The organism is Pseudomonas sp. PDM10 (genome assembly GCF_014852295.1).
Lineage (GTDB): Bacteria > Pseudomonadota > Gammaproteobacteria > Pseudomonadales > Pseudomonadaceae > Aquipseudomonas.
On record NZ_JACVBJ010000006.1, the window covers coordinates 523277 to 545403 of the forward strand.

The window sequence follows — 22127 nt, forward strand, 5'->3', positions numbered from 1 at the left end:
CTGCTCGCGATGAGGCCGGCACAAACAACACAAAATCAGCTCAAACCGTCAACCGCAACCGCGCCAAATCCCTTAACGGCGGAGCCCCGAACAATCGGCTGTACTCACGGCTGAATTGCGACGGACTTTCATACCCCACCCGATACCCCGCCGCCGAAGCCTCCAAGCCTTCCGCCAACATCAACCGTCGCGCTTCTTGCAGGCGCAGTTGCTTCTGATACTGCAACGGACTCATCGCCGTCATCGCCTTGAACCGGTGATGCAACGTCGACACGCTCAGGTTCACTTCCTTCGCCAGATCATCGATGCGCAACGGCTGTTCATAGTTGCCGTTGAGCCATTTGATCGCCTGGCTGATGCGATGGCTCTGGCTGTTGGCGATAGCGATTTCGTACAGCCGATGGCCCTGCTGACTGCGCAACAACCGATAAAGAATCTCCCGGCGAATCAGCGGCGCGAGCATGGCGATGTCTTTCGGCGTATCTAGCAAGCGTGCCAGACGCAGCACGGCGTCGAGCATCGCGGTGTCGATCCGTTCGACGTACAAACCGCGCCCCGTTGGCCGGGTGGGCACACCGAGAGGACCGGCATCGGCAATCAGCGCGGAGATTTCCGCCGGGTCGATATCCAGCCGCACCGCGAGGATCGGTTCTTCAGACGTGACGTTCACCACGCGTCCGCTCAATGGCATCGAGACAGAGACCACCAGGTAGTTCAGCGGATCGTAATTGAAGTACTCATCGGCCAACCTGACCTCTTTACGGCCTTGCGCCATGATGCACAGCGCGGGTTGCGCCAGTACCGGGGCAAACTCATGGGACTGGCTATGGCGAGACATGAAAAGCGAGCCGACGGCAGTGGCATAAGTGCCATCCTCCGCCGTGTTATGGCGAATGATAGCGGCCAGTTCCGCGCGCTGTTTCTCCATGTCGGCGTCCAGCGGGGCTTGAAAATGATCGAGCGACGACATGCAAGGCATCCTCGGTGGGGCGTCAGTAATGAGGTGAGCTTAAATTTGTGCAAGACGAAGCGGTAGACACATCCTGCCTCAACCTTGCCTGATTCTGCACGGAGTGAATTGACGGCACCTCTATGACAGGCCAACCCAAGGAAAACTTGCTTGAAAGCCCTGTTTCATTGGCACCAGAGCTTTAACTGGTTGTTACAGGTTTTTCGAGAAGCCGCGCAGGATTGTGCAATAAGCCGGCAGGAATCGACTAACCGCGCTTCCACCGGCGCGCTTAACCTTTGATCCTGTCGCAGCCCGTCCCACGGCTGCCACTCGAGTACCTGGGAGGGTTAACCATGTCTACGCAGATCCCCGTCAGTCATATGGCCTTTGTACGCGCCCGCGCCGGGCGTTCGGCGGAACTCGGTGCGCGCCTCAGCGCCTTGATCGAGCCGTCCCGCAGCGCACCGGGTTGCCTGAATTTTGCCCTGCAACATTCGCAGTGCGATCCGGAGTTGTGGCTGGTGTCCGGTTTCTGGATGAACCAGCAGGCCATGACCGCTTACTTCAGCACCCCGGCCATGCAGATTTTTGCCGGGTTGGTGCAAGACCTGGTGGTCAACAGCCTGGATTTTCATACCTTCAAGGACGTGTCGGCTGCCCAGGCGCAGGGGCAGTCCCAGTCGTGGGTACACAAAATGGCGGGTTGAGGGTTTAATGGCTCAATTCTCCATTCAGCAGGATCCGCGACATGGCACGCAAAGCCTTTGAAACCTTCGAAGCCGTATCGGCCGTAGTACCCCGTGAAGGCGGTTATAACGCCGCGATTGCCACCAAGGCCATCGGTGGTTCGGGTGCACCGCGCTTTCACAAGCTGCTCGAAGAGCAGACCTTCAAAACTGCCCGCGAGGCCGATGAAGCCGCCGCGCTGCAACTGACCCACCTCAAAGATGTCAGTGAAGACGGCGACCTGATCTGGTAATTACCTTTTCGCCCCCGGGCGATACATCTTGAACAACGCCTCAGGCCCCAGCTGGAAATAATCCGCTGGCCCGCCGCCGCGCAGAATCGGTTCTGCCGCGGCGGTGTCGTACACCCCATCCTTCAACAGCCACTTGGCGATATGCACGGCGACCACTTCTCCGAGAATCAGCCAGCTCGGCACCACTTCGCCGTTCGCCCGCTGCAACTGAATGATCTGCGTGACCTTGCACTCGAAGGACACCGGACTTTCGGCGACGCGCGGCACCTGGATGATTTTCGACGCTGCCGGGGTTAGCCCGGACAGCTCGAACTCGTTGACCTCAGACCCGACCATCGCAGAGCACTGGTTCATCTGCTCGGCCAGCGGACGGGTCGCCAGGTTCCAGGCGAACTCGCCGGTTCGCTCGATGTTATTCAGGCTGTCTTTGCGCCCGACACTGGAAAAACCAATGATCGGCGGAATGTAGTTGAAGGCGTTGAAGAAGCTGTAGGGCGCCAGGTTCAAGCGGCCATCGGCATCCTGAGAGGAAATCCAGCCAATGGGGCGCGGGCCGACGATGGCGTTGAACGGGTCATGCGGCAGGCCGTGGCCGTTGGCGGGTTCGTAGTAGTGGATGTCGTCGGGCATGGAAGGCTTTCCTGAGGCTTATTTGGAGATCGCGCCATAGTGCTGGGACGAATGGATAATTTCCAGCGATGAGATCCTAATAATGTGGGAGTGAGCCTGCTCGCGATAGCGGTGTGTCATTCAGCATTAATGTCGACTGACAAACCGCTATCGCGAGCAGGCTCACTCCCACAGGGGTTGGGTTGAGGCATTTAAAAAGGGGCAGACCGGTTAAGGTCTGCCCCTGTTTTTATTGCGCGGGCGGAATCAGTCCGTCTCGATCCGCGAATGCTTGCGGGTGTCTTTCATGGTCACGTAGACCAGCAACGACACGGCAATACACGCGGTGACATACCAGTAGTAACCGGTTTCCATGCCGATGCTCTTGAACCACAGTGCGATGTATTCAGCGGTGCCGCCGAAGATCGACACGGTCAGCGCGTACGGCAGGCCGACGCCCAGCGCGCGGATTTCGGTCGGGAACAATTCGGCTTTGACCACCGCGTTGATCGAGGTGTAGCCGCTGACGATGATCAGCGCTGCCATGATCAGGAAGAACGCGCCCCACCAGGTCTGCACGGTGTGCAGGGTGGTCAGGATCGGCACGGTGAACAGCGTCCCGAGAACACCAAAGGCAATCAGGATTGGCCGGCGACCGACTTTATCCGAGAGCCCGCCAATGATCGGTTGCAGGCACATGAACAAGAACAGCGTGGCAGCCGAAATAGTGGTGGAGTCGGAGATGCTCATGCCGACGGTGTTCACCAGGTATTTCTGCATGTACGTGGTGTAGGTGTAGAACGCCAGGGTGCCGCCCATGGTCAGGCCGACCACGGTCATCAGTTCCTTCGGATGGCGCAACAAGGTGCGCATCGCGCTTTCCTTGGCCTTCTCTTTCTTGGTGAACGACTCGGTTTCTTCCATGCCACGACGCAGGTACAGCGCGACCACGGCACACAGCGCGCCAATGGCGAACGGGATGCGCCAGCCCCAGGCATACAGCTGCTCGGTGGTCAGGGTCTGTTGCAGCACGATCAGCACTGCCAACGCGATGAGCTGGCCGGAGATCAGGGTCACGTACTGGAAGCTGGAGTAGAAGCCGCGACGATCCTTGGTCGCCATCTCGCTGAGGTACGTCGCCGAGGTGCCGTACTCGCCACCGACCGACAGGCCCTGCAGCAGGCGGGCGAAAATCAGCAGGATCGGTGCGCCAATGCCGATGGTTTCATAACCCGGGCTCAGGGCAATCAGCAGCGAGCCGAAGCACATCAGATACACCGAAGCCATCAGTGCTTTCTTGCGCCCGGCCTTGTCGGCGTAGAGGCCCATCAGCCAGCCACCGATCGGGCGCATCAGGAAGCCCACGGCGAAGATCGCGGCGGTGTTCAGCAGTTGCGCGGTGGTGTCGCCTTTGGGGAAAAAGGCCTTGGCAAAGTACAGGGAGAAGGCGGCGTAGACGTACCAGTCGTACCACTCGACCATGTTGCCGACGGAGCCGCTGAAGATCGATTTGATGCGACTGGCAGTGGTTCTTTCTTTGGCAGGCGAAGCTGCCGACCCAAGAGGCAGGGTTTGTGAGTTATCCATGACGGATCCTTCATTTAATTGTTTTTGTGGAGCGCGTTGAAACGCAGCCTGCTTGGGCTATAGCAGGAGATGTGCCAAGGGGAGGAGGGCCGGTTTAGAGGGGGTGGCGGGGTTTAGTGAGCGGAAATCCGCTTATTCTGGCTTGGTTGTAGGCGGAAATTTGCTTATTGCGGGAGAGCCACCCCTCACCCTAACCCTCTCCCCTGGGGGGAGAGGGGACTGACCGAGGTGTTCTCTCGAGGTACATCGACCTGGAAAATCGAGTCGAACTCAGGTTTGAAAAGCATGGAGATCGGCTCCCTTTCCCCCTCTCCCCGGTGGGGAGAGGGCTGGGGTGAGGGGATGGATTTCAGCATCACTGAAAATCCCGCGTGAAAACTCACTCCCTCAAAAACATCTCGCGGGTCAGGCCATGGCGCTGCATCTTTTCATTGAACGTCCGGCGCGGCAGTTGCAGTTCTTCCAATACCGCTTTCACATCGCCCTTATGCCGGGTCAACGCCGCACGCAAACAATGCGCTTCAAACGCTTCCTGCTGCGCCGCCAGCGACTGCCCGGAGTCGATCCCCATCGGTTCAGGCTCGCCCAGGCCCAACACTTGTCGCTCAGCGACGTTCGCCAATTCGCGCACATTGCCCGGCCAGTCATGGCTCAACAGATGGCTCAACTGCGGGCCGCTCAGCGGTGGAAACGTGCGCCCCAACCGCTCGGCGGCATTTTGCGCGAACGACTCGAACAACAACGGAATGTCTTCACGCCGCTCGCGTAACGGTGGCAGCCGCAACTCGGCCACGTTTAACCGATAGGCCAGATCCTCGCGAAAGCGTCCGGCCCGGGCTTCGTCCAGCAAGTCGGGTTTGGTCGCGGCGATGATTCGCAAATCCACGCGGATACTCTGATTGGAGCCCAACCGCTCCAGCTTCTGCTCCTGCAACACCCGCAGCAATTTCACCTGTTGGGCCAGCGGCATGCTTTCGATTTCATCGAGAAACAGCGTGCCGCCATCGGCGTATTCGAGCTTGCCGATGCGTTTGCCCGAGGCGCCGGTGAACGCGCCGCTCTCGTGGCCGAACAGCTCGGCCTCGAACAGCTGCTCGGGGATCGCCGCACAGTTCAACGCCACAAACGGTTTGTCGGCGCGCGGACCAAAGTCGTGCAGGCAACGGGCGACCAATTCCTTGCCGCTGCCGGTTTCACCGCGAATCAACACATTGACCGGCAGCGTCGCCAGGTCCAGCACTTGCCGACGCAGCGTCTGCAAACCACGGGACACGCCCAGCAACGTCGCATCGAGTTTGGCGCGGTTGTCCGCCTGCTCATGCAGGGCGCGGTTTTCCAGCACCAGCCGCCGCTTGTCCAGCGCACGACGCAGACTGCCGAGCAGGGTTTCGGGGCTGAAGGGTTTTTCAAGGAAGTCGTAGGCGCCATCGCGCATCGCTTCGACCGCCATCGGCACATCGCCGTGACCGGTCAGCAGAATCACCGGCAAGTCGGCATCGCGGCGCTGAACCTCGGCCAACAGTTCCAGGCCGGTCATGCCAGGCATGCGCACGTCGCTGAGGATCACCCCGGGGAAATGCTTCGGCAGCTGCGCCAGGCACTCATCGGCGCGGCTGAACAACTGCACCTCGAACCCCGACAGGCTCAGCCATTGTTCGACGGCACTGCGAATGCTGCTTTCGTCGTCGACCACCATCACTGAATTCAGCATGAGCCAGGAGCCTCCAGGTCGATGGGCAAGGTCACGGTGAACACCGCGCCGTTGGCATGATTGTCGGCGCTCAGGCGTCCGCCCGATTCGTGAACGATGGCAAAGGATACGGCCAGCCCGAGGCCCAGGCCATCACCCACCGGTTTGGTGGTGAAAAACGGATCAAACACGTTGGCCAAGTGCTCTTGGGCAATGCCGCCACCGTTGTCGGCGACCGTCAGGCGCCAGAGTTGTTCGTCGGCTTCGAGACGGATTTCCAGGCGTTTGCAGGGTTTGTCCTGCATGGCGTCCAGGGCATTGCGCAACAAATTGATCAGCACCTGCTCCAGGCGAATCGCATCGCCACGCACCCAGGCCGGGCGCGTCAGGTGCAGCACGGTGCTGATGCGCTCGTCACGCAGGCGGGCATCCAGCAACTGCAAGGATTGATCGACCACCGCCGCCAAATCCAGGCGTTCGCGCAAGCCGCTGGGGCTTTTGCGGGCGAAGGTTTTCAGGTGGCCGGTGAGGGCGGCCATGCGCGTCAGCATGTCATCCACCGGTTTGAGCGCCTTGTAAGCGTCGTCGACCCGGCCGTGATCGAGCAGCAGCCTCAGCGTAGCAAGCTGCATGCGCTGGGCGGTCAACGGCTGATTGATTTCATGGGCCAACGCGGCAGACATCTGGCCGAGGGCGGCGAGTTTGGCCGATTGCACCAGACCGTCCTGGGCGGTGCGCAGGTCGCGAGTGCGCTCCTCCACCAGTTGTTCGAGTTCTTCACGACTGCGCTGGCGCAGCTTGGCCAGACGCCAGCGCTGATTGAGGAACAGCAACAGAAACACCACCGCCAGCCACAACCCGGCAGCGGCGAGCCCGGCGTTGCGCCTGTCTTCGAACGCGATTTGCGGGCGACGCAGCAGGTGCAAGGTCCAGCCTTCGGTGCTCAGCGGCAGCGATTCCCACAGGTAATTGGCCGTCCCGTCCGGCCCCACGACCCGCGTCAGGTCACTGTTGTCGTCGAAGCGCCGCACCGATTGATATTCGAGCGGTGTCAGCGGTTGTTTGTCGTATTGGCGGGTGACCTTGAGTTCGGCGTGATCGCTGTCACTCAGCGGTTTCAACAGGCGATAGCGCCAGCCCGGCTGGTTGGCGATAAAAACAATTCCGCGTGCATCGCTGACCAGCAACGTGTCGCTGCCCTGACGCCACTCGCGCTCCAGTTCCGGGAACTCGAGTTTCACCACCATCGCGCCGAGGAACTGACCGTTGTCGCCGGTGACTGCACTGGACAGGAAGTAACCGGGAATCCCGCTGGTCACGCCCACCGCGTAAAAACGCCCGGTGCCCTGGGTGCGTGTCTCGCTGAAGTAGGGGCGAAAACCATAGTTGTGGCCGACATAACTGCTGGGCAAACGCCAATTGCTGGCGGCCACCGCCAGACCGGTGTGGTCGAGCAGTTCCAGGGTCGAGGATTGCGCAGCGCCGTTGATCTTTTCCAGTTTGCGGTTCAGTGCGTCCTGCTGTTCAGCGGATACCGAACCCTTGAGCGCGGCGCGTAACTCCGGGTCCAGCGCAAGGACTGCCGGCAGGGCGCGGTAGCGGTCGATCAGGGTGTGCAGGGAATTGGCGTAGAGCGCCAATTGCTGATTGGCGCGGGCGGCGTCTTCGACCAGCGCCTGGCGTTCGGTGTGGCGGATGGCAAGCACTGCCGCCAGCGCGGCACCGGCCAGGATCAGCAAGGTATACAACGTCAAACGCAAGGTACGAGAGGTCGGCAGCATGCTTGTCGCAAACGCATAGAAGGTCGGGGCCGGCACCATAACATGGAGTGACGGCGGCTAATCGGTCTATGCGATTGATTCGCTGTTTCTTCGCTGTAGCTTCTGTATCAGTTTCCTCGGTTTGGGAATCGGCCTCTCGGAAACAGGATTCGCGACTTCGTCAGCCAGTTGTGCCAGCCGCTGACTTGCACCCTCTGCCTCGCTTGGCCTCTCACCGATGGTTTGGGCTGTCTCCAGCACCTGAGTGATTGCCGCAAAAGGATCGATACCGATGCCGCTATTGAGCAGTTTCATCACGTCACGTTGTCTTTCGGAGGTGAGTTCCTCCAGCTGCTTGTAAAACAGGTCCTGCATTTGCGTTGGATAGGCATTGATGGTGTCTGCGAAATTCTTGATTTTGTCGATCAGGTCTTGGCCACCATTGGCAATGCTTTTTGCCCCGTCGATCACTTTATTCGTGGTGTCGACCGCTGTGTTCAGGCCATTTTTGATCTCTTGGGTATGCAGTGTCTCTGCCAGCTTCAGGCCTTTCTTGAAAAAGTAGTAGCGCAGTAGCGGCATCGCTATGGCGCCGACAAACATGCCGATCGCCGCGCCAATTCCGGTGCCGACACCGGGGACGACACTGCCGATCGCCGAGGCCACTGTGCTACCCGCAATCGCACCTTTCAAAATTGATTTGACGCCGTGTTTGGACAGAAGGAATTTACCCAGCGTCATGTTCTGCCGTACCTCGGCAATATCGGCGTCTTCGGGAACGAGGCCGTCGAATTCAGTGGCAAGGTTGTGTATCTGGTCGGCCGCGTTTTTGGCTTTACCGAGCACACCGACGAAATCCTTCGCCAGTTCAAACACCGCTTTTGATGTGCCTGACTTGTCGATGTACAGAAGCGGGTTATTTCCGACCATCGCATACAGGTTCAGGCCATCTACAGCCCCCGCCGGGTCGGCACTCACCCAACGCTGCAACCACGGCGCGTAGTAACGTGCACCGTAGTAATACAACCCGCTGTCATCCATTTCCTTGCCCGAATAGCGGATGGTTTTGTAGTCGACGTCCACCTCGCTGCCCCGCGCATACCAGGCCGTGGCGCCGAACGGGTAATAACCTTCCTGGCTGATCACTTGCGCCTGTTGATCGAGTTCCAGCGTGGAGGAACCCAGGTGGTCATCGAGGCTGTAGCGCACTTGATCGGCGGCGATGGTCGCGGGTTGGCCGCTGACCCAGTGCAGGCAACGCACACTGCCGTGCCCGCCGGGCAGGGTGATCACGTGCAGTTCTTCGCCGTTGTCGCGGGTGCGGATTTCCAGGCCAGGCAGGTAGATCACCTGCTGGAAGTGAGTCAGCGAGGAGGTGTGGGTTTCATGGCGTTTGAATATGCGCACGCCCTGGCTGTAGCGGTAGAACTCTTCGTCATTGGGGCCGTTGGTGCGTTTGACCAGCGTCACCGCCTCCAGCTGATCCAGGCTGTTCCAGTGCAAGGCTTGGCCCGGTTGCAAGTCCTGGAGGTTGCCATGAACGTCGAACAACGCGGGGAAAACCGGGGCAGGATCTCCCTCTTTCCAGCGCACACCACGGTTGCTGGCAGGGTCGATGAACATCGCGCGGGTGTGTGAGGCGCCCGCCCGCACGTGCCGCAGTTCGATCAAGTTGTTACCGGCGTCGTACTCGTAGTGTTGCGTGTAATTGAGACGATTGTTCGGATCCCCAGGCAGGGGCCGGCCCGGAACATCCGATGGCGGCGCATCGTCGTAACCGCTGGCGCGGGTCAGGCGGTACAGCGAGTCATAGGTGAAGTCGCGGTGGCCGTCGACCAGCTGGTTGGCGAAAAAGATCGGCTGGAAGGTGTGGTCTTCGAGACGGGTGATGTTGCCGATGCGATCGTAGAAATACTCCAGGTCCTGCAGCGCCGGCTCGGCGTTTTTTTGTGCCCGTTGCGTAGCCAGACGCCCATCGGCCGGGTCGTAGGTCCAGGTGCTGAGCACCTCGTTGCCAGCGCGTTGTTCGATGATCTGGCCGGCGGCGTTGTATTGCGCGTCTTTGAGCACCGGCTGCCAGTCGGGGCTGCCTTTGATCCGCAGCTCAACCTGTTTGAGCTGCCCGGCGATGTCGTAACGCGACTGTTGCTGGTGGTCAGCGGCATCAGTCTGGCTCAGCACCGTGCCGAGGGGGCCATAAATCCGGCTGCTGCGGTAGGGCTTGTCCTCGACCAGGGTTCGGGTTTCGCGCAGAGGTTGTCCGAGCAGGCTGTAGCTGTCGAAACTCAAGGTGCCGGAGCGGTCGAGTTGCCCGGTCAGTTGGCCACGCAGATTAAATGCGGGATCGGCGGAGTCATCGGCATAGGAGAAGGTTTCGACGTTCGGCGTATCAATTTCCTCGACGGCTATCGGACGCAACTGACGGTCGTAGGTGGTGCGCCAATGACTGCCACGTTGGTCCCAGCGCTGGAGCTCTTCCCCCGACAGCCCAGGCAGGCTCAAACGCCAACCGGCATCGACGGAATCGACTTTCAACGGCTCACCGGACAGGCGATAAACCGTAGCCATGTTGGGGGCGACACCGAACAGCCGCGGATCCCATTGTTCGAGCAGTCGCCCGGCAACGTCGTAGCGCTGGCGGCCGATCAGGGTTTCCACGGGGTCGGCAGCGACCTTGCGCAAGTACGCGACCTGGCGAATCGACAAGCCCCGACTATCGATGACCGTCAGGTTCGGGGTGCGCGTATGCAGGATCGGGTTCATGGCTCGGCGCTCAAGAGTTCGGCATCCGGCTGGAAAGTGCTTTGCACGAATCGTCCATCATTTTTTTGCATGTTGTCGTTGAGCACTGCGGGCTTGCTTTAACAAATATTGGTTGTCTGTCGTGCCCATTTCCTTGTAGTGCGCCAAGCCGCTTTTTGCTCGCCTTATCAGATCCTGAGTTTTGTTGTGCCGGTCTTTCAACACGCTGTGATGAATCGGCTCAAGCACGCTCGGGTCGGTCATGGCATTGACGTTGGGAAACAGGACGGCTGGGTAAATGAGATGAACCCCAGCGCCCTTAAAAGCTTTTTCGGCTTCGGCGTAGCGTTGATTGTCGATAGTTTCCCACTCGTCCAGCATTTTCTCGATTTTGGTGATCTTGACTGGATCAAGTCTGTTATTGATGTCCTCGGCCTCCTGGACCCTGGACCCCATGTTGAGTGCAGCTCCCACCGCAGGGACGACTGAGCCGACCACATTATTCAGGAAAATACCGATTCCGCTGCCAAGCCAGTCAGTGGATTCTTCAGCGAGGCCGAGCTGACGATCAATGGCTTCGATGCTCATTGCCGATGTCTGCGGTATCAAGGGTCGGATCAGGCTTGCTGTGGGAAGGATCGATCCAGCAACCGCGCCGGCCAGTTCGCCACCCATATTGCCGCCGGTCAAGCCTTCGGAAAAAGGAGGTCTGCCCTGCTTTATTAAATTGGCGAAATGTTTCGACTCAGGCAACAGCACCTCGCTTGCCTTCGCACCGTAGTACCCGCCCGCAAAGCCGATTGCTGCATTGATTGATTCGCCGGTGAGGTTTTTCAGCAGGTCCAAAGCGATGTTGGTTTGGTTGAAGACGTTGTCGAGTTGTTCAAGTGCCTGAGCGGCATGGCCTCCCAAAACCGAAATAAAATTCGAGTAGTTATAAATAACTGCTTCTGCGCTGGCCTCTCCGTTCTCATCCACATACTGCATCGGATTGTTCCCGACAAACCCATACAAATTCAGCCCATCTACATCCCCCGCCGGGTCGGCACTGACCCAACGCTGCAACCACGGCGCGTAATACCGCGCACCGTAGTAATACAGCCCGCTGTCATCCATTTCCTTGCCTGAATAACGGATGGTTTTGTAGTCGACGTCCACCTCGCTGCCCCGCGCATACCAGGCCGTGGCGCCGAACGGGTAATAACCTTCCTGGCTGATCACATGTGCCTGTTGATCGAGCTCCAGAGTGGAGGAACCCAAGTGATCATCGAGGCTGTAGCGCACTTGATCGTTGGCGACGTTGGCCGGTTGGCCGCTGACCCAGTGCAGGCAACGGACGCTGCCGTGCCCGCCGGGCAAGATGATCACGTGCAGTTCTTCGCCGTTGTCGCGGGTGCGGATTTCCAGGCCCGGCAGGTAGATCACTTCCTGGAAATGAGTCAGCGAAGGTGTGTGGGTTTCGTGGCGTTTGAACACGCGCACGCCCTGGCTGTAACGGTAGAACTCTTCGTCATTGGGGCCGTTGGTGCGTTTGACCAGCGTCACCGCCTCCAGCTGATCCAGGCTGTTCCAGTGCAAGGCTTGGCCCGGTTGCAAGTCCTGGAGGTTGCCATGAACGTCGAACAACGCGGGGAAAACCGGGGCAGGATCTCCCTCTTTCCAGCGCACACCACGGTTGCTGGCAGGGTCGATGAACATCGCGCGGGTGTGTGAGGCGCCCGCCCGCACGTGCCGCAGTTCGATCAAGTTGTTACCGGCGTCGTACTCGTAGTGTTGCGTGTAATTGAGACGATTGTTCGGATCCCCAGGCAGGGGCCGGCCCGGAACATCCGATGGCGGCGCATCGTCGTAACCGCTGGCGCGGGTCAGGCGGTACAGCGAGTCATAGGTGAAGTCGCGGTGGCCGTCGACCAGCTGGTTGGCGAAAAAGATCGGCTGGAAGGTGTGGTCTTCGAGACGGGTGATGTTGCCGATGCGATCGTAGAAATATTCCAGGTCCTGCAGCGCCGGCTCGGCGTTTTTTTGTGCCCGTTGCGTAGCCAGGCGCCCATCGGCCGGGTCGTAGGTCCAGGTGCTCAGCACCTCGTTGCCAGCGCGTTGTTCGATGATCTGGCCGGCGGCGTTGTATTGCGCGTCTTTGAGCACCGGCTGCCAGTCGGGGCTGCCTTTGATCCGCAGCTCAACCTGTTTGAGCTGCCCGGCGATGTCGTAACGCGACTGTTGCTGGTGGTCAGCGGCATCAGTCTGGCTCAGCACCGTGCCGAGGGGGCCATAAATCCGGCTGCTGCGGTAGGGCTTGTCCTCGGCCAGGGATCGGGTTTCGCGCAAGGGTTGTCCGAGCAGGCTGTAGCTGTCGAAACTCAAGGTGCCGGAGCGGTCGAGTTGCCCGGTCAATTGGCCGCGCCGGTTAAACGCGGGATCGGCGGAGTCATCGGCATAGGAGAAGGTTTCGACGTTCGGCGTATCAATTTCCTCGACGACTATCGGACGCAACTGACGGTCGTAGGTGGTGCGCCAATGACTGCCGCGTTGGTCCCAGCGCTGGAGCTCTTCCCCCGACAGCCCAGGCAGGCTCAAACGCCAACCGGCGTCGACGGAATCGACCTTCAACGGCTCACCGGACAGGCGATAAACCGTAGCCATGTTGGGGACGACACCGAACAGTCGCGGATCCCATTGCTCCAGCAGTCGCCCGGCAACGTCGTAGCGCTGGCGGCCGATCAGGGTTTCCACGGGGGCGGCAGCGACCTTGCGCAAGTACGCGACCTGGCGAATCGACAAGCCCCGACTATCGATGACCGTCAGGTTCGGGGTGCGCCAATGAACCGAGGTCGTCATGGCTTGCCTGCCTTCAGCTCACCTTCAGGCGGCGCAACGTAGGTGTCGTTGAAATCCAGGCTGGTGGTGTACCAGGGATGGATGATCTCGAGCGCGACATCTCCTTTGGCGTTGATGACTTTGTACAGGCGACCCAGCACGTCGTAAAAGTTCTGATCGTGATGACCGAACTCCCGGAAGGAATGGTCATTGATATAGCAATGTCTATCGGCGAAATAAGGGCGAAATACCCGAACGGCCGACCCCTTGTTGTTGTATTCCACACGTTCGCTGACGCGCCAGCGTGGGTCGGCGTGCGCAACCTTGGGCTTGCCGTCTTCAATCACCAGCTCACCGTTTTCCACCACAAAAGCCAGCCCTGGCTCGACCAACTGTTTGGTCTGCAGCGTCCGGCCGAAACCGTCCACAAAGACTTTGACGATCTGGATTTGTTGCAGCTCATCATCCCAATAGCGGTCAGCGGTGAGGACGACGCTGTGCACCGGTTCGCGGGGCACCGTGCGGATCAGGTCGAGCAGTGCTTGTTCAGGCGCGGTCAGGGACTTGAGCCGGGACAGGCGACGGCGGGCGCTGGCGCAAATGTGCAGGCTGGGTAGCACGTAACCCTGGTCGATCCAGGTGGCCAGCCAGTCAGGTGTCTGGCTGACGGACGGGGGGAGTTCGCCCATCCAGCTGAACAGGTCCTTGCGCAATACGCTGGCTGCTTTTTGCAGGGCGCCTTTGGGATCTTCGATGGCCGGGTCTGGACGATGGTCAATGGGACGTTCGTGTTCGTCGAGGGGGCGAAAACCAACTTTTTCGCCGCCTTCAGTGCCATAAAAACTGATGGCAAGGGGTTGTCCGGACGGCTCGTAAAGGGCTTCCTCGACATTGTCATTGGCATCGAAGCTGCGCATGAGTTGCAGCGCGTGGTAGTCATATTCGAAACGGGCTTCGCACAAGTCCGGCTGGGTGATGCTTTTCGGCAGCAGACAGTAGGCGTCGTATTGGGCTTTCGTGATGCCGTAACTGGGCGTTTCGTTGTACTCCATCACTTTGTAAAAGCTATCGAGCTTGCCGTATTTGGCAAAACCGTACCGGGACGACCATAGATTTCTCTCCTCGTCCTCTTCCCGGTCTGCCGCCGGGTTTATCCCCAGCACCAGAGGCATGGCCGAATAACCGATTTTTCCCAGTTCGTCCCGAATATCCAGCGACTCCACCGTGTCATAGGCTTGCAGTGCGATCTTGTCCAGTTGGGCAATTTCCAGCGGCGCCCGCAGTGCCTCGAAATCGGCCTCGCCGTCGGCAAGCAGTGCCCGGCCGTCAGTCTTGACGTAGCGATAGACCGACTGCGTGGTCAGTAGCCGCTGAGCGACCCATTCGGGCGAGGCGTACAGTTCGAGCAAGCCCTCATAAGAAATGTCTGCGGGAGCGAGCCCCCCGGCGGCTGGCTTCTTGGGCAGTACCAACGCATTGCCCCGTTGCAGATAGGGCAGACCCAGTCGCCAGCCTTGCCAGTCCTCCAACTTCTGCAAATGAATGAACTTGGCGCGGGTTTCGTTCAGGTAATAAGACTGTTGCGCCGGGTCATGGGCATCAAGCCACCATTTCTGTTCATCGACGTCGTCAAAGGGCGGTTCATCCTGCTCGGTCTGGCGCCGCGCATAGCTGACCGTGATGGCATGCACAGGCAGACCGAACTCGTCGTGGCTCAAGGTGATTTCATGTCGGCACAGCGGGTCATTCTCGAAGCGTTCGTACTGGTAGCTGATCGTTTCCAGTTGCAAGGGGAGCATGACCGGGTACGCGTCATGGTCTGCCTTTTTGCGCAGTTCGCGAACCTTGTAACGGCTTTCCTCCACCGCGAACGGCACCGCCGTGGCCAGGTCATCGTCGGCGGCGTAGGTCTCCACGCGCAACACCGAACCGGCCAGGGCGTGGGCGATGGCGTGGGCGGTGGCTTCATCGGGCGGCGGGATCGGCTCATCGAAAGCGTCGTTGCGGTGATACTGGCAGAACAATGTGGGTTTTAAATCACAGGCTTCGGAGTCACGGTTGAAATAGCCATCGCGTGGCAAGTCGATTTGCCGTCCGGTATGAAACCAGGTGCAGACCAGCGCCGGGGCGGTAAAACCGGTGTCATCTGCCCGTGTGGCCGTTTCGCTGTCGGTCTGGCGCAGCAGGCCAAAGCCGCGAAATTCGCGGTTCCGGCCATCGTAATAACCCTGCAAATACTGGAAAAACTGGTTCAGGCAGTTGCTGGTGATTTCATCGAGCTGGCTTTGTTGCTTGACCACGGGCACCGGGAACGGCAAGTAGGAAATCGGCAGACGTTTGAACTTGAGTATCCGATTTTTTTCATCCAGCCATTCCTGCGCCGAACTGCGATACACCACCTGGGTGCTGCAGCCCATGTTGTTATTACTGGCGACCAGCATGTACGGCTTGGCACTGACGAAATCGTAGCGCCAGTGCCGCGGTTTCATGTGCGGCACGGTCAAGATCAGGCTCGCGCACCCCAAGCCCTGCAAGTCGGCGAGGGTGACCTGGCACAAGTTGTCGTAGCGGATTGCTTCGGGCCAAGGGACCGTTACCGGGGTTTGCTCCAGACCATTGCCGCCGTGATTGAAATAGATCTCGAAACAGTCGGACTTCAGATAAATCAGTGCCGGTGCACCGGAGCCGTCCAGGTCGGCAATCCGCACCCGCGCCGCGTCGAATGTCGCGTAGTCGAAGGGCAGGGCACTCATGACAAAGCCTTTGCCGAACCGACCGTGCCCGAGGTTTGGCCAGCATTTGATTTCGTCGTGCCGGATGCGGCACAGCTCGGTCATGTCGCTGCCCAGTAAATTACCGAGCAACACCAGTTCGCTGCGAGCGTTGCTGAACAGCGGCAGGCGATCGGTGTCCGGTGTGTGCTCGACATCCTGGCCCGGCGCGAAACCTTCCTCACGCCGATTGGCGTACAGGCGCACGCTGCGCGGGCCGATCAGCGCCATCGAGCTGAGCCCGTCGCCCATCAAATCGCCAGACTGTGTAAGCGTTTGGAAAAACTCCACCGGGAATGCTGTAAAGGGAATGAACCCTGACCAGCTGCGATCGGGGTTGAGGGTGTGGAAACCGCTCGCACCGGGGGACGCGAGGATCCAGTCCAGCCGACCGTCGCCGGTCTGGTCGGTCAACGCCTGATAGGTCGGTTGATTGCGATCGGCCACGGGGATTCGGGACAGTTCTGTCCACGGACCGTAGTGGATGTCATCGGCCCCTGTCAGCGCGCGCAAGGGTTCGCGGTAATACCAGCTCTGGTCGTAACGACAGAGAAACCCCGGCACACCTTCACCGAACAGATCAACGCATTGGTGGAGCGCACCGTCCTCGATGCCGGGCATGTTTTCGAACGGGAAAAACGGGCTCGACTGCTTGTTCAGTTCGAACTCTGAATAGTCGAACTCTATTGGCGGCATGTTTTCCACGGCGCCGCTGGCGTCGTATGACTGATAGTGCGCCTCACACAGTTGGGTGTACTCCAGCGCAGTCGGCTGGTACTTGAGCAACAATCGCCGAACCAGCGCCGGTTTTGCGCCCAGCTCTGGAAAGTGATGAAACATCAAGACCTGATGGCACCGGCGGCGGGTCCCTAGTTCAAATCCGTAGGTGTAGCTGTGGAAGGGATCGCTGCGCAATTGCCACTCACCATGACCATCGCCGGGAGCATCAAAGGGCGGGCCGTAGATCGGCTTCTTTTCACGGTCGAGAGTGCGTTCGCCGTAGTCGAACAGCAGGTGGAAATGCCACGAAGGGGGTGCCAGTTTCAGTACATTCCAGCCATACAAGTGGCTGCTTGCCTCGAAATTGCCATACAGCACGCGCTGCAAGTAACGCTGAGCGCTGTAGTCATGTGCATTGTCTGGATCATGAGGTTCTTCTGGCTTGTACTCGAAGCAAATGTGCTCGCCATGAGCATTCATGCTTTCCTGCAGAAGCCAAGCGCCCACCCGGTCTTCGGCCTGAGGGTCTGCTCGACGGGATGCCGCAGTTTTGCCATAAAGATGCAGGTTTCCGTCGGCACCATGCACTAGCCAGAATCCTTGAGGGGTGACGTCAGAACGCCACAGCTCGATCAGATCGAACGAACTCTCGACCCGTGGCCAGTAGCGCACCACGCTGTGCTCGCCAATGGGAAGCCCGCGGTAGTGGGTTTCGATCCTGGTCTTTGGCTTGCCCTCGGCATCCAGTTCGGGCATCAACTCCTCGCCACCTGGGCCGACCATGATGTCGGTGGCGAGGTAATCGGGCACGCCCTTGCTGGTCTGGCGAGTGATGGCACTGGAGCCCAAACGCCAGCCAATGCCGAACGGACCGTTACCGCCCTGGCTGTCATAGCGCAGCGTCATGGCGGGGTCGAAACCGCGCCCTGCTGAAAGGGGCAGCGGCAATTCGAATGAAGCACTGCCCGTTACGCCGACCGAACCCCAGCTTTTGCCGATCGTGGCAATGGAAGCACTCTTGGCGATCGAGGGTTCAGTGATGCTCAGGGACGCTTGCTCTTCCATGGGGCTGATCCTGTATCGGCTTTGCGCTCTCCCATAGCAATGGAGTCGCGTGATAGAGCGACGCTAACAAAATCATAGGAAGGTGTGACCTGTCACATCTGACAGGTAGGGCGGGGTTTTCTAGACCGAATAGGTTGAAAAACGCTGTGCGTTATAGCGAGTGGTAAAAGTGGCGCACAAAAAAACGGCCGGGGCATCTGAAAGACGACCCGGCCGTATAGGCAAGCTGAAGCGTTTACTGCACTTCTACCGCCAGGCTTTCACTGATCTTTTTCTGCCAGATGGCAGGACCGGTGATGTGTACCGACTCACCCTTGCTGTCTACTGCAACAGTCACTGGCATGTCCTTGACGTCGAACTCGTAGATCGCTTCCATGCCCAGTTCGGCGAAAGCCACCACGCGGGATTTCTTGATGGCTTGTGCCACCAGATAAGCCGCGCCGCCAACAGCCATCAGGTAAACGGCTTTGTGGTCCTTGATCGCTTCGATCGCAGTCGGGCCGCGCTCGGATTTGCCGATCATGCCCAACAGGCCGGTTTGCTCGAGAATCTGACGGGTGAACTTGTCCATCCGCGTCGCGGTAGTCGGACCGGCAGGGCCCACCACTTCTTCGCGCACCGGATCAACCGGGCCGACGTAGTAGATGAAGCGACCCTTGAGGTCCACCGGCAGGGTTTCACCCTTGTTCAGCATCTCGACCATGCGCTTGTGCGCCGCGTCGCGACCGGTGAGCATCTTGCCGTTGAGCAGGACGGTTTCGCCCGGCTTCCAGCTCTGCACGTCTTCAGGCGTCAGGGTATCGAGGTTGACGCGACGGGCCGACGGGCCGGCTTCCCAGACGATTTCCGGGTAGGCGTCCAGCGGCGGCGCTTCCAGGGAGGCCGGTCCGGAACCGTCGAGCACGAAATGCGCGTGACGGGTGGCGGCGCAGTTGGGGATCATGCACACCGGCAACGAAGCGGCGTGGGTCGGGTAATCCATGATCTTTACGTCGAGCACGGTGGTCAGGCCACCCAGGCCCTGGGCGCCGATGCCCAGTTGGTTGACCTTCTCGAACAGCTCCAGGCGCATTTCTTCGATACGGTTGGACGGGCCGCGCTTTTTCAGCTCGTGAATGTCGATGGATTCCATCAACACTTCCTTGGCCATCACCGCGGCTTTCTCGGCGGTGCCGCCGATGCCAATGCCGAGCATGCCCGGTGGGCACCAGCCGGCGCCCATTTCCGGAACGGTTTTCAGCACCCAGTCAACAATCGAGTCGGACGGGTTGAGCATGGCCATTTTCGACTTGTTCTCGGAACCGCCGCCCTTGGCCGCCACGTCCACTTCCACGGTGTTACCCGGAACGATGGAGTAGTGGATAACGGCCGGGGTGTTGTCCTTGGTGTTTTTACGAGCGCCCGCCGGGTCGGCGAGGATCGAGGCACGCAGAACGTTTTCCGGCAGGTTGTAAGCCCGGCGCACGCCTTCGTTGATCATGTCGTCCAGGCCCATGGTGGCGCCATCCCAACGTACGTCCATGCCCACGCGAACGAAGACGGTAACGATGCCGGTGTCCTGGCAGATCGGGCGGTGGCCGGTGGCGCACATCCGCGAGTTGATCAGGATTTGCGCCATGGAGTCACGGGCCGCTGGCGATTCTTCGCGCAGGTAGGCTTCGTGCATCGCCTGGATGAAGTCAACGGGGTGGTAATAGGAAATGAATTGCAGGGCGTCGGCAACGCTCTGAATCAGGTCGTCTTGCTTGATCACGGTCATGAGTCGCGCTCCTCTAAAAGACGGGAACATTCAATAAGGTGCTTGCAGCTTGGGTGCATCGGTCGGTTGCAAGCACCTTTACAAGGCACGCCGGGGCTGCTGGCGCGACGCTAAAAAGGCGCGGCAGTATAACGCGCCTCGGTTCCGGGCACACCCGCCGGTAGTCAATCTCGTGGCGAGGGGATTTATCTGTGGTGAGGTGGATTCAACTGTGGTGAGGTGGATTCAACTGTGGTGAGGGATTTATCTGCGGCGAGGGATTTATCTGTGGCGAGGGGATTTATCCCCGTTCGACTGCGAAGCAGTCGTCAATCCGACACACGCGGTATACCTGAACCAACCGGGGTGCAGGTTTGGGGGCGGCTTCGCCACCCAACGGGGATAAATCCCCTCGCCACAGATAAATCCCTCATACCAGATAAATCCCTCATTCCAGATAAGTCCACTCATCACAGGTATTGCACTTGGCGATAAACAGGGATCGGGAGGTCATGCCTTTGACGCCAGTTTTTCGCCCTAAAAATTGAATGGTCATTTATCAGGCACGCAACTAAAGTGGCATTCGGTCTGTAGAGTAGGACACTCAAGCAGCCTCCCTTCGCACGGTGAGTCAACGATTGACCCATAACGCCATCCAGCGCTTGTTGCTCAAACGCTTCGCCCTCGCAGCCGGCACCTACGCCCTGGCTCTGTTGCTGTTGTGGCTGGCGTTTTTTACCGGTCATTACGATGAATCCCTGTCCAACGTGGTCATCGGCAGTGCGCTGGTGGTCATCAGCCAGGCCGCGTTGTTTGCGGTGTTTTACAGCGGCTGCAACCTGCGTTTTTCCGATCCCAGCCTGACCGAAGCGCAAGTGTTGCTGGGGCTGGGTTGGCAAACCTGGCTGATCGCCCATCTGGACGAAGCACGCGGCGCGTTCCTGGTGTTCTACGTGCTGATTCTGCTGTTCGGCTTGTTTCACCTTTCGCGCTTTGCCTTCTTGCGGTGCGCGCTGTTGGTGTTCGTCAGTTTCAGCGCGATCACGCTGTGGGAGGGCTACCACTTCCAGTTGCCCGACCCGGCACTGGCCGCGTTGCAGGTGTGCGTGCTGCTCATCGTGCTGGTCTGGCTGGAGCTTTATGCCCGTCACGTCCAGGCTTCCCGTCAACGCATGCGCCAGCGTCGATTTGCCTTGCAGGCGCATCAGGACACCCTGCGCGGGATGATGCGCCAGCTCGAAGACCTGGTGGCCACCGACGAGCTGACCGGGCTGTTCAATCGCCGGCATTTCCTGCGCCTGGCCTCCCGGGAGCTGAGGGCCATGGACGCCGATGTCATGCATGGCCTTGCGCTGATCGACCTCGACCATTTCAAACGCATCAACGACGTGCACGGCCATGCCGCCGGTGATCAGGTGCTGCAAGCCTTTGCCGCCGTGGCCACCGCCTGCTTGCGCGATGGCGATGTTCTGGCCCGTTACGGTGGCGAAGAATTCGTCGTGCTGTTGCCCGATTGCAACCCCGAGCGCTTGACCTCCTGCTGCGAGCGTCTGCGCATTGCGTTCACCGATGTACAACTGATCGGACTCGACGTCGCCCATCTCAGCTTGTCGGCGGGCATGACATTGCTCGAAGTGGGCGATGATCTCGACGAAGCCTTGCAGCGCGCCGATCAGGCGCTTTATCGCGCCAAGCGTGACGGCCGCAATCGTTGCGCGGCCGCGTGGGAGAACGTCGATGCCTGAGTTACGCGTCGGCGAACGCCAATGGTCGGTGGCGGCGGGCAGCAACCTGCTCGATGTGTTGAATCAGAACGGCGTGTCGGTGCCCTACAGCTGTCGCGCCGGCAGTTGCCATGCCTGTCTGGTGCAATGTGTCCAAGGGCTGCCGAGCGACAGCCGCCCCGACGACCTCAGCGCAGAGCAACGACACCAAGGCTGGCGCCTGGCGTGTCAGTGCCAGGTGGTCGAGGACTTGCAAGTCCACACGTTCGATCCGCTACAGGACGGCCGCCCGGCCGAAGTGGCGGCTGTCGATTGGTTAAGCGCCAACGTGTTGCGTTTGCGCCTGATCCCCGAGCGTCCGTTGCGCTACAGCGCCGGGCAGCATCTGGTGTTGTGGGCAGGCAATGTGGCGCGCCCGTATTCATTGGCCAGCCTGCCGGAAGAAGACCGTTTTCTGGAGTTCCACCTCGATTGTCGCCAGCCTGGGGAATTCAGCGACGCGGCCCGTCAGCTGAAAATCGGTGATGCGATCCGCCTCGGCGAATTGCGCGGCGGAGCGCTGCATTACGACCCGGACTGGAACACCCGACCACTTTGGCTGCTGGCCGCCGGCACGGGGTTGGGCCCGTTGTTCGGCATCTTGCGAGAAGCGTTACGGCAAGATCACCAAGGTGCCATTCGCGTCATTCACCTGGCCCATGATGCCGAGGCGCATTACCTGGCCAAACCCCTGCAAGCCATGGCCGCCAGCCGCCCTAACCTGAGCATTGAGCTGTGGACAGCGGCCGAGTTGCCCGAGGCTTTGGCGCAACTGCGGCTTGTTTCACGGCAAACCCTGGCCTTACTCTGCGGGGCCCCTGACAGCGTGGACGCCTTTGCCCGGCGCTTGTACCTGGCGGGATTGCCGCGCAATCAACTGCTGGCGGACGTCTTTGTTCTGCGCGGTTGAGCGCTGATTTTTCAGACGCGAGAC

Annotated in this window: 13 protein-coding genes; 4 read left to right on the top strand and 9 right to left on the bottom strand. The window is 59.7% G+C overall.

The genetic code is table 11. From position 1 onward, the window contains the following. Positions 1–40: 40 nt before the first annotated feature. Positions 41–970: an AraC family transcriptional regulator gene (locus tag IB252_RS22765; protein WP_192410322.1), complete on the bottom strand. Its 930-nt coding sequence runs from the start codon at positions 968–970 to the stop codon at positions 41–43. A 335-nt stretch (positions 971–1305) separates the two neighbouring features. On the opposite strand from IB252_RS22765, the gene IB252_RS22770 reads away from it, so the two are divergent. Together IB252_RS22770 and IB252_RS22775 are read left to right on the top strand one after the other, a co-directional pair. Next, positions 1306–1659 carry a putative quinol monooxygenase gene (locus IB252_RS22770; RefSeq protein WP_192410323.1) on the top strand — a complete coding sequence of 118 codons (354 nt, stop codon included), beginning with the start codon at positions 1306–1308 and terminating at the stop codon, positions 1657–1659. Positions 1660–1700: 41 nt separating this feature from the next. Beyond that, complete coding sequence (locus tag IB252_RS22775; protein WP_033057544.1) at positions 1701–1931, top strand: hypothetical protein; 231 nt, start codon at positions 1701–1703, stop codon at positions 1929–1931. Here the strand turns inward: IB252_RS22775 and IB252_RS22780 are convergent, their stop codons facing one another. From IB252_RS22780 to IB252_RS22815, 8 genes are all read right to left on the bottom strand, one after another. Then, positions 1932–2561, bottom strand: coding sequence for a flavin reductase family protein (locus IB252_RS22780; RefSeq protein ID WP_192410324.1), 630 nt, complete (start codon positions 2559–2561; stop codon positions 1932–1934). Positions 2562–2807: 246 nt separating this feature from the next. After that, a complete protein-coding gene (locus IB252_RS22785) occupies positions 2808–4127 on the bottom strand; it encodes an MFS transporter (RefSeq protein WP_192410325.1) in 1320 nt (439 codons plus the stop codon). 379 nt (positions 4128–4506) lie between these two features. Beyond that, positions 4507–5838: a sigma-54-dependent transcriptional regulator gene (locus tag IB252_RS22790; protein ID WP_192410326.1), complete on the bottom strand. Its 1332-nt coding sequence runs from the start codon at positions 5836–5838 to the stop codon at positions 4507–4509. Then, positions 5832–7598 carry a sensor histidine kinase gene (locus tag IB252_RS22795; RefSeq protein ID WP_192410327.1) on the bottom strand — a complete coding sequence of 589 codons (1767 nt, stop codon included), beginning with the start codon at positions 7596–7598 and terminating at the stop codon, positions 5832–5834. Before IB252_RS22795 ends, IB252_RS22790 begins: the two co-directional genes overlap by 7 nt. A gap of 66 nt (positions 7599–7664) precedes the next feature. Next, positions 7665–10340, bottom strand: a complete 2676-nt coding sequence (locus IB252_RS22800; RefSeq protein ID WP_192410328.1) for an RHS repeat-associated core domain-containing protein — start codon at positions 10338–10340, stop codon at positions 7665–7667. A gap of 57 nt (positions 10341–10397) precedes the next feature. Beyond that, positions 10398–13157, bottom strand: coding sequence for an RHS repeat domain-containing protein (locus tag IB252_RS22805; RefSeq protein WP_192410329.1), 2760 nt, complete (start codon positions 13155–13157; stop codon positions 10398–10400). Next, a complete protein-coding gene (locus tag IB252_RS22810; RefSeq protein ID WP_192410330.1) occupies positions 13154–17692 on the bottom strand; it encodes a SpvB/TcaC N-terminal domain-containing protein in 4539 nt (1512 codons plus the stop codon). The genes IB252_RS22805 and IB252_RS22810 overlap by 4 nt, the downstream gene beginning before the upstream one ends. 235 nt (positions 17693–17927) lie before the next feature. Then, the gene (locus IB252_RS22815) at positions 17928–19451 is read right to left on the bottom strand and encodes a fumarate hydratase (protein ID WP_008156025.1); all 1524 of its coding nucleotides are present in this window, start codon (positions 19449–19451) and stop codon (positions 17928–17930) included. 617 nt (positions 19452–20068) lie between these two features. On the opposite strand from IB252_RS22815, the gene IB252_RS22820 reads away from it, so the two are divergent. Together IB252_RS22820 and IB252_RS22825 are read left to right on the top strand one after the other, a co-directional pair. Beyond that, positions 20069–21175: a GGDEF domain-containing protein gene (locus IB252_RS22820; RefSeq protein ID WP_111451937.1), complete on the top strand. Its 1107-nt coding sequence runs from the start codon at positions 20069–20071 to the stop codon at positions 21173–21175. Beyond that, complete coding sequence (locus IB252_RS22825) at positions 21168–22103, top strand: iron-sulfur-binding ferredoxin reductase (RefSeq protein ID WP_192410331.1); 936 nt, start codon at positions 21168–21170, stop codon at positions 22101–22103. Before IB252_RS22820 ends, IB252_RS22825 begins: the two co-directional genes overlap by 8 nt. The last annotated feature ends 24 nt before the right edge of the window (positions 22104–22127 follow it).

Coding starts and splice junctions, on each gene's coding strand:
- IB252_RS22765 (WP_192410322.1), bottom strand. CDS start 970: ATGTCGTCGCTCGATCATTTTCAAGCCCCGCTGGACGCCGACATGGAG.
- IB252_RS22770 (WP_192410323.1), top strand. CDS start 1,306: ATGTCTACGCAGATCCCCGTCAGTCATATGGCCTTTGTACGCGCCCGC.
- IB252_RS22775 (WP_033057544.1), top strand. CDS start 1,701: ATGGCACGCAAAGCCTTTGAAACCTTCGAAGCCGTATCGGCCGTAGTA.
- IB252_RS22780 (WP_192410324.1), bottom strand. CDS start 2,561: ATGCCCGACGACATCCACTACTACGAACCCGCCAACGGCCACGGCCTG.
- IB252_RS22785 (WP_192410325.1), bottom strand. CDS start 4,127: ATGGATAACTCACAAACCCTGCCTCTTGGGTCGGCAGCTTCGCCTGCC.
- IB252_RS22790 (WP_192410326.1), bottom strand. CDS start 5,838: ATGCTGAATTCAGTGATGGTGGTCGACGACGAAAGCAGCATTCGCAGT.
- IB252_RS22795 (WP_192410327.1), bottom strand. CDS start 7,598: ATGCTGCCGACCTCTCGTACCTTGCGTTTGACGTTGTATACCTTGCTG.
- IB252_RS22800 (WP_192410328.1), bottom strand. CDS start 10,340: ATGAACCCGATCCTGCATACGCGCACCCCGAACCTGACGGTCATCGAT.
- IB252_RS22805 (WP_192410329.1), bottom strand. CDS start 13,157: ATGACGACCTCGGTTCATTGGCGCACCCCGAACCTGACGGTCATCGAT.
- IB252_RS22810 (WP_192410330.1), bottom strand. CDS start 17,692: ATGGAAGAGCAAGCGTCCCTGAGCATCACTGAACCCTCGATCGCCAAG.
- IB252_RS22815 (WP_008156025.1), bottom strand. CDS start 19,451: ATGACCGTGATCAAGCAAGACGACCTGATTCAGAGCGTTGCCGACGCC.
- IB252_RS22825 (WP_192410331.1), top strand. CDS start 21,168: ATGCCTGAGTTACGCGTCGGCGAACGCCAATGGTCGGTGGCGGCGGGC.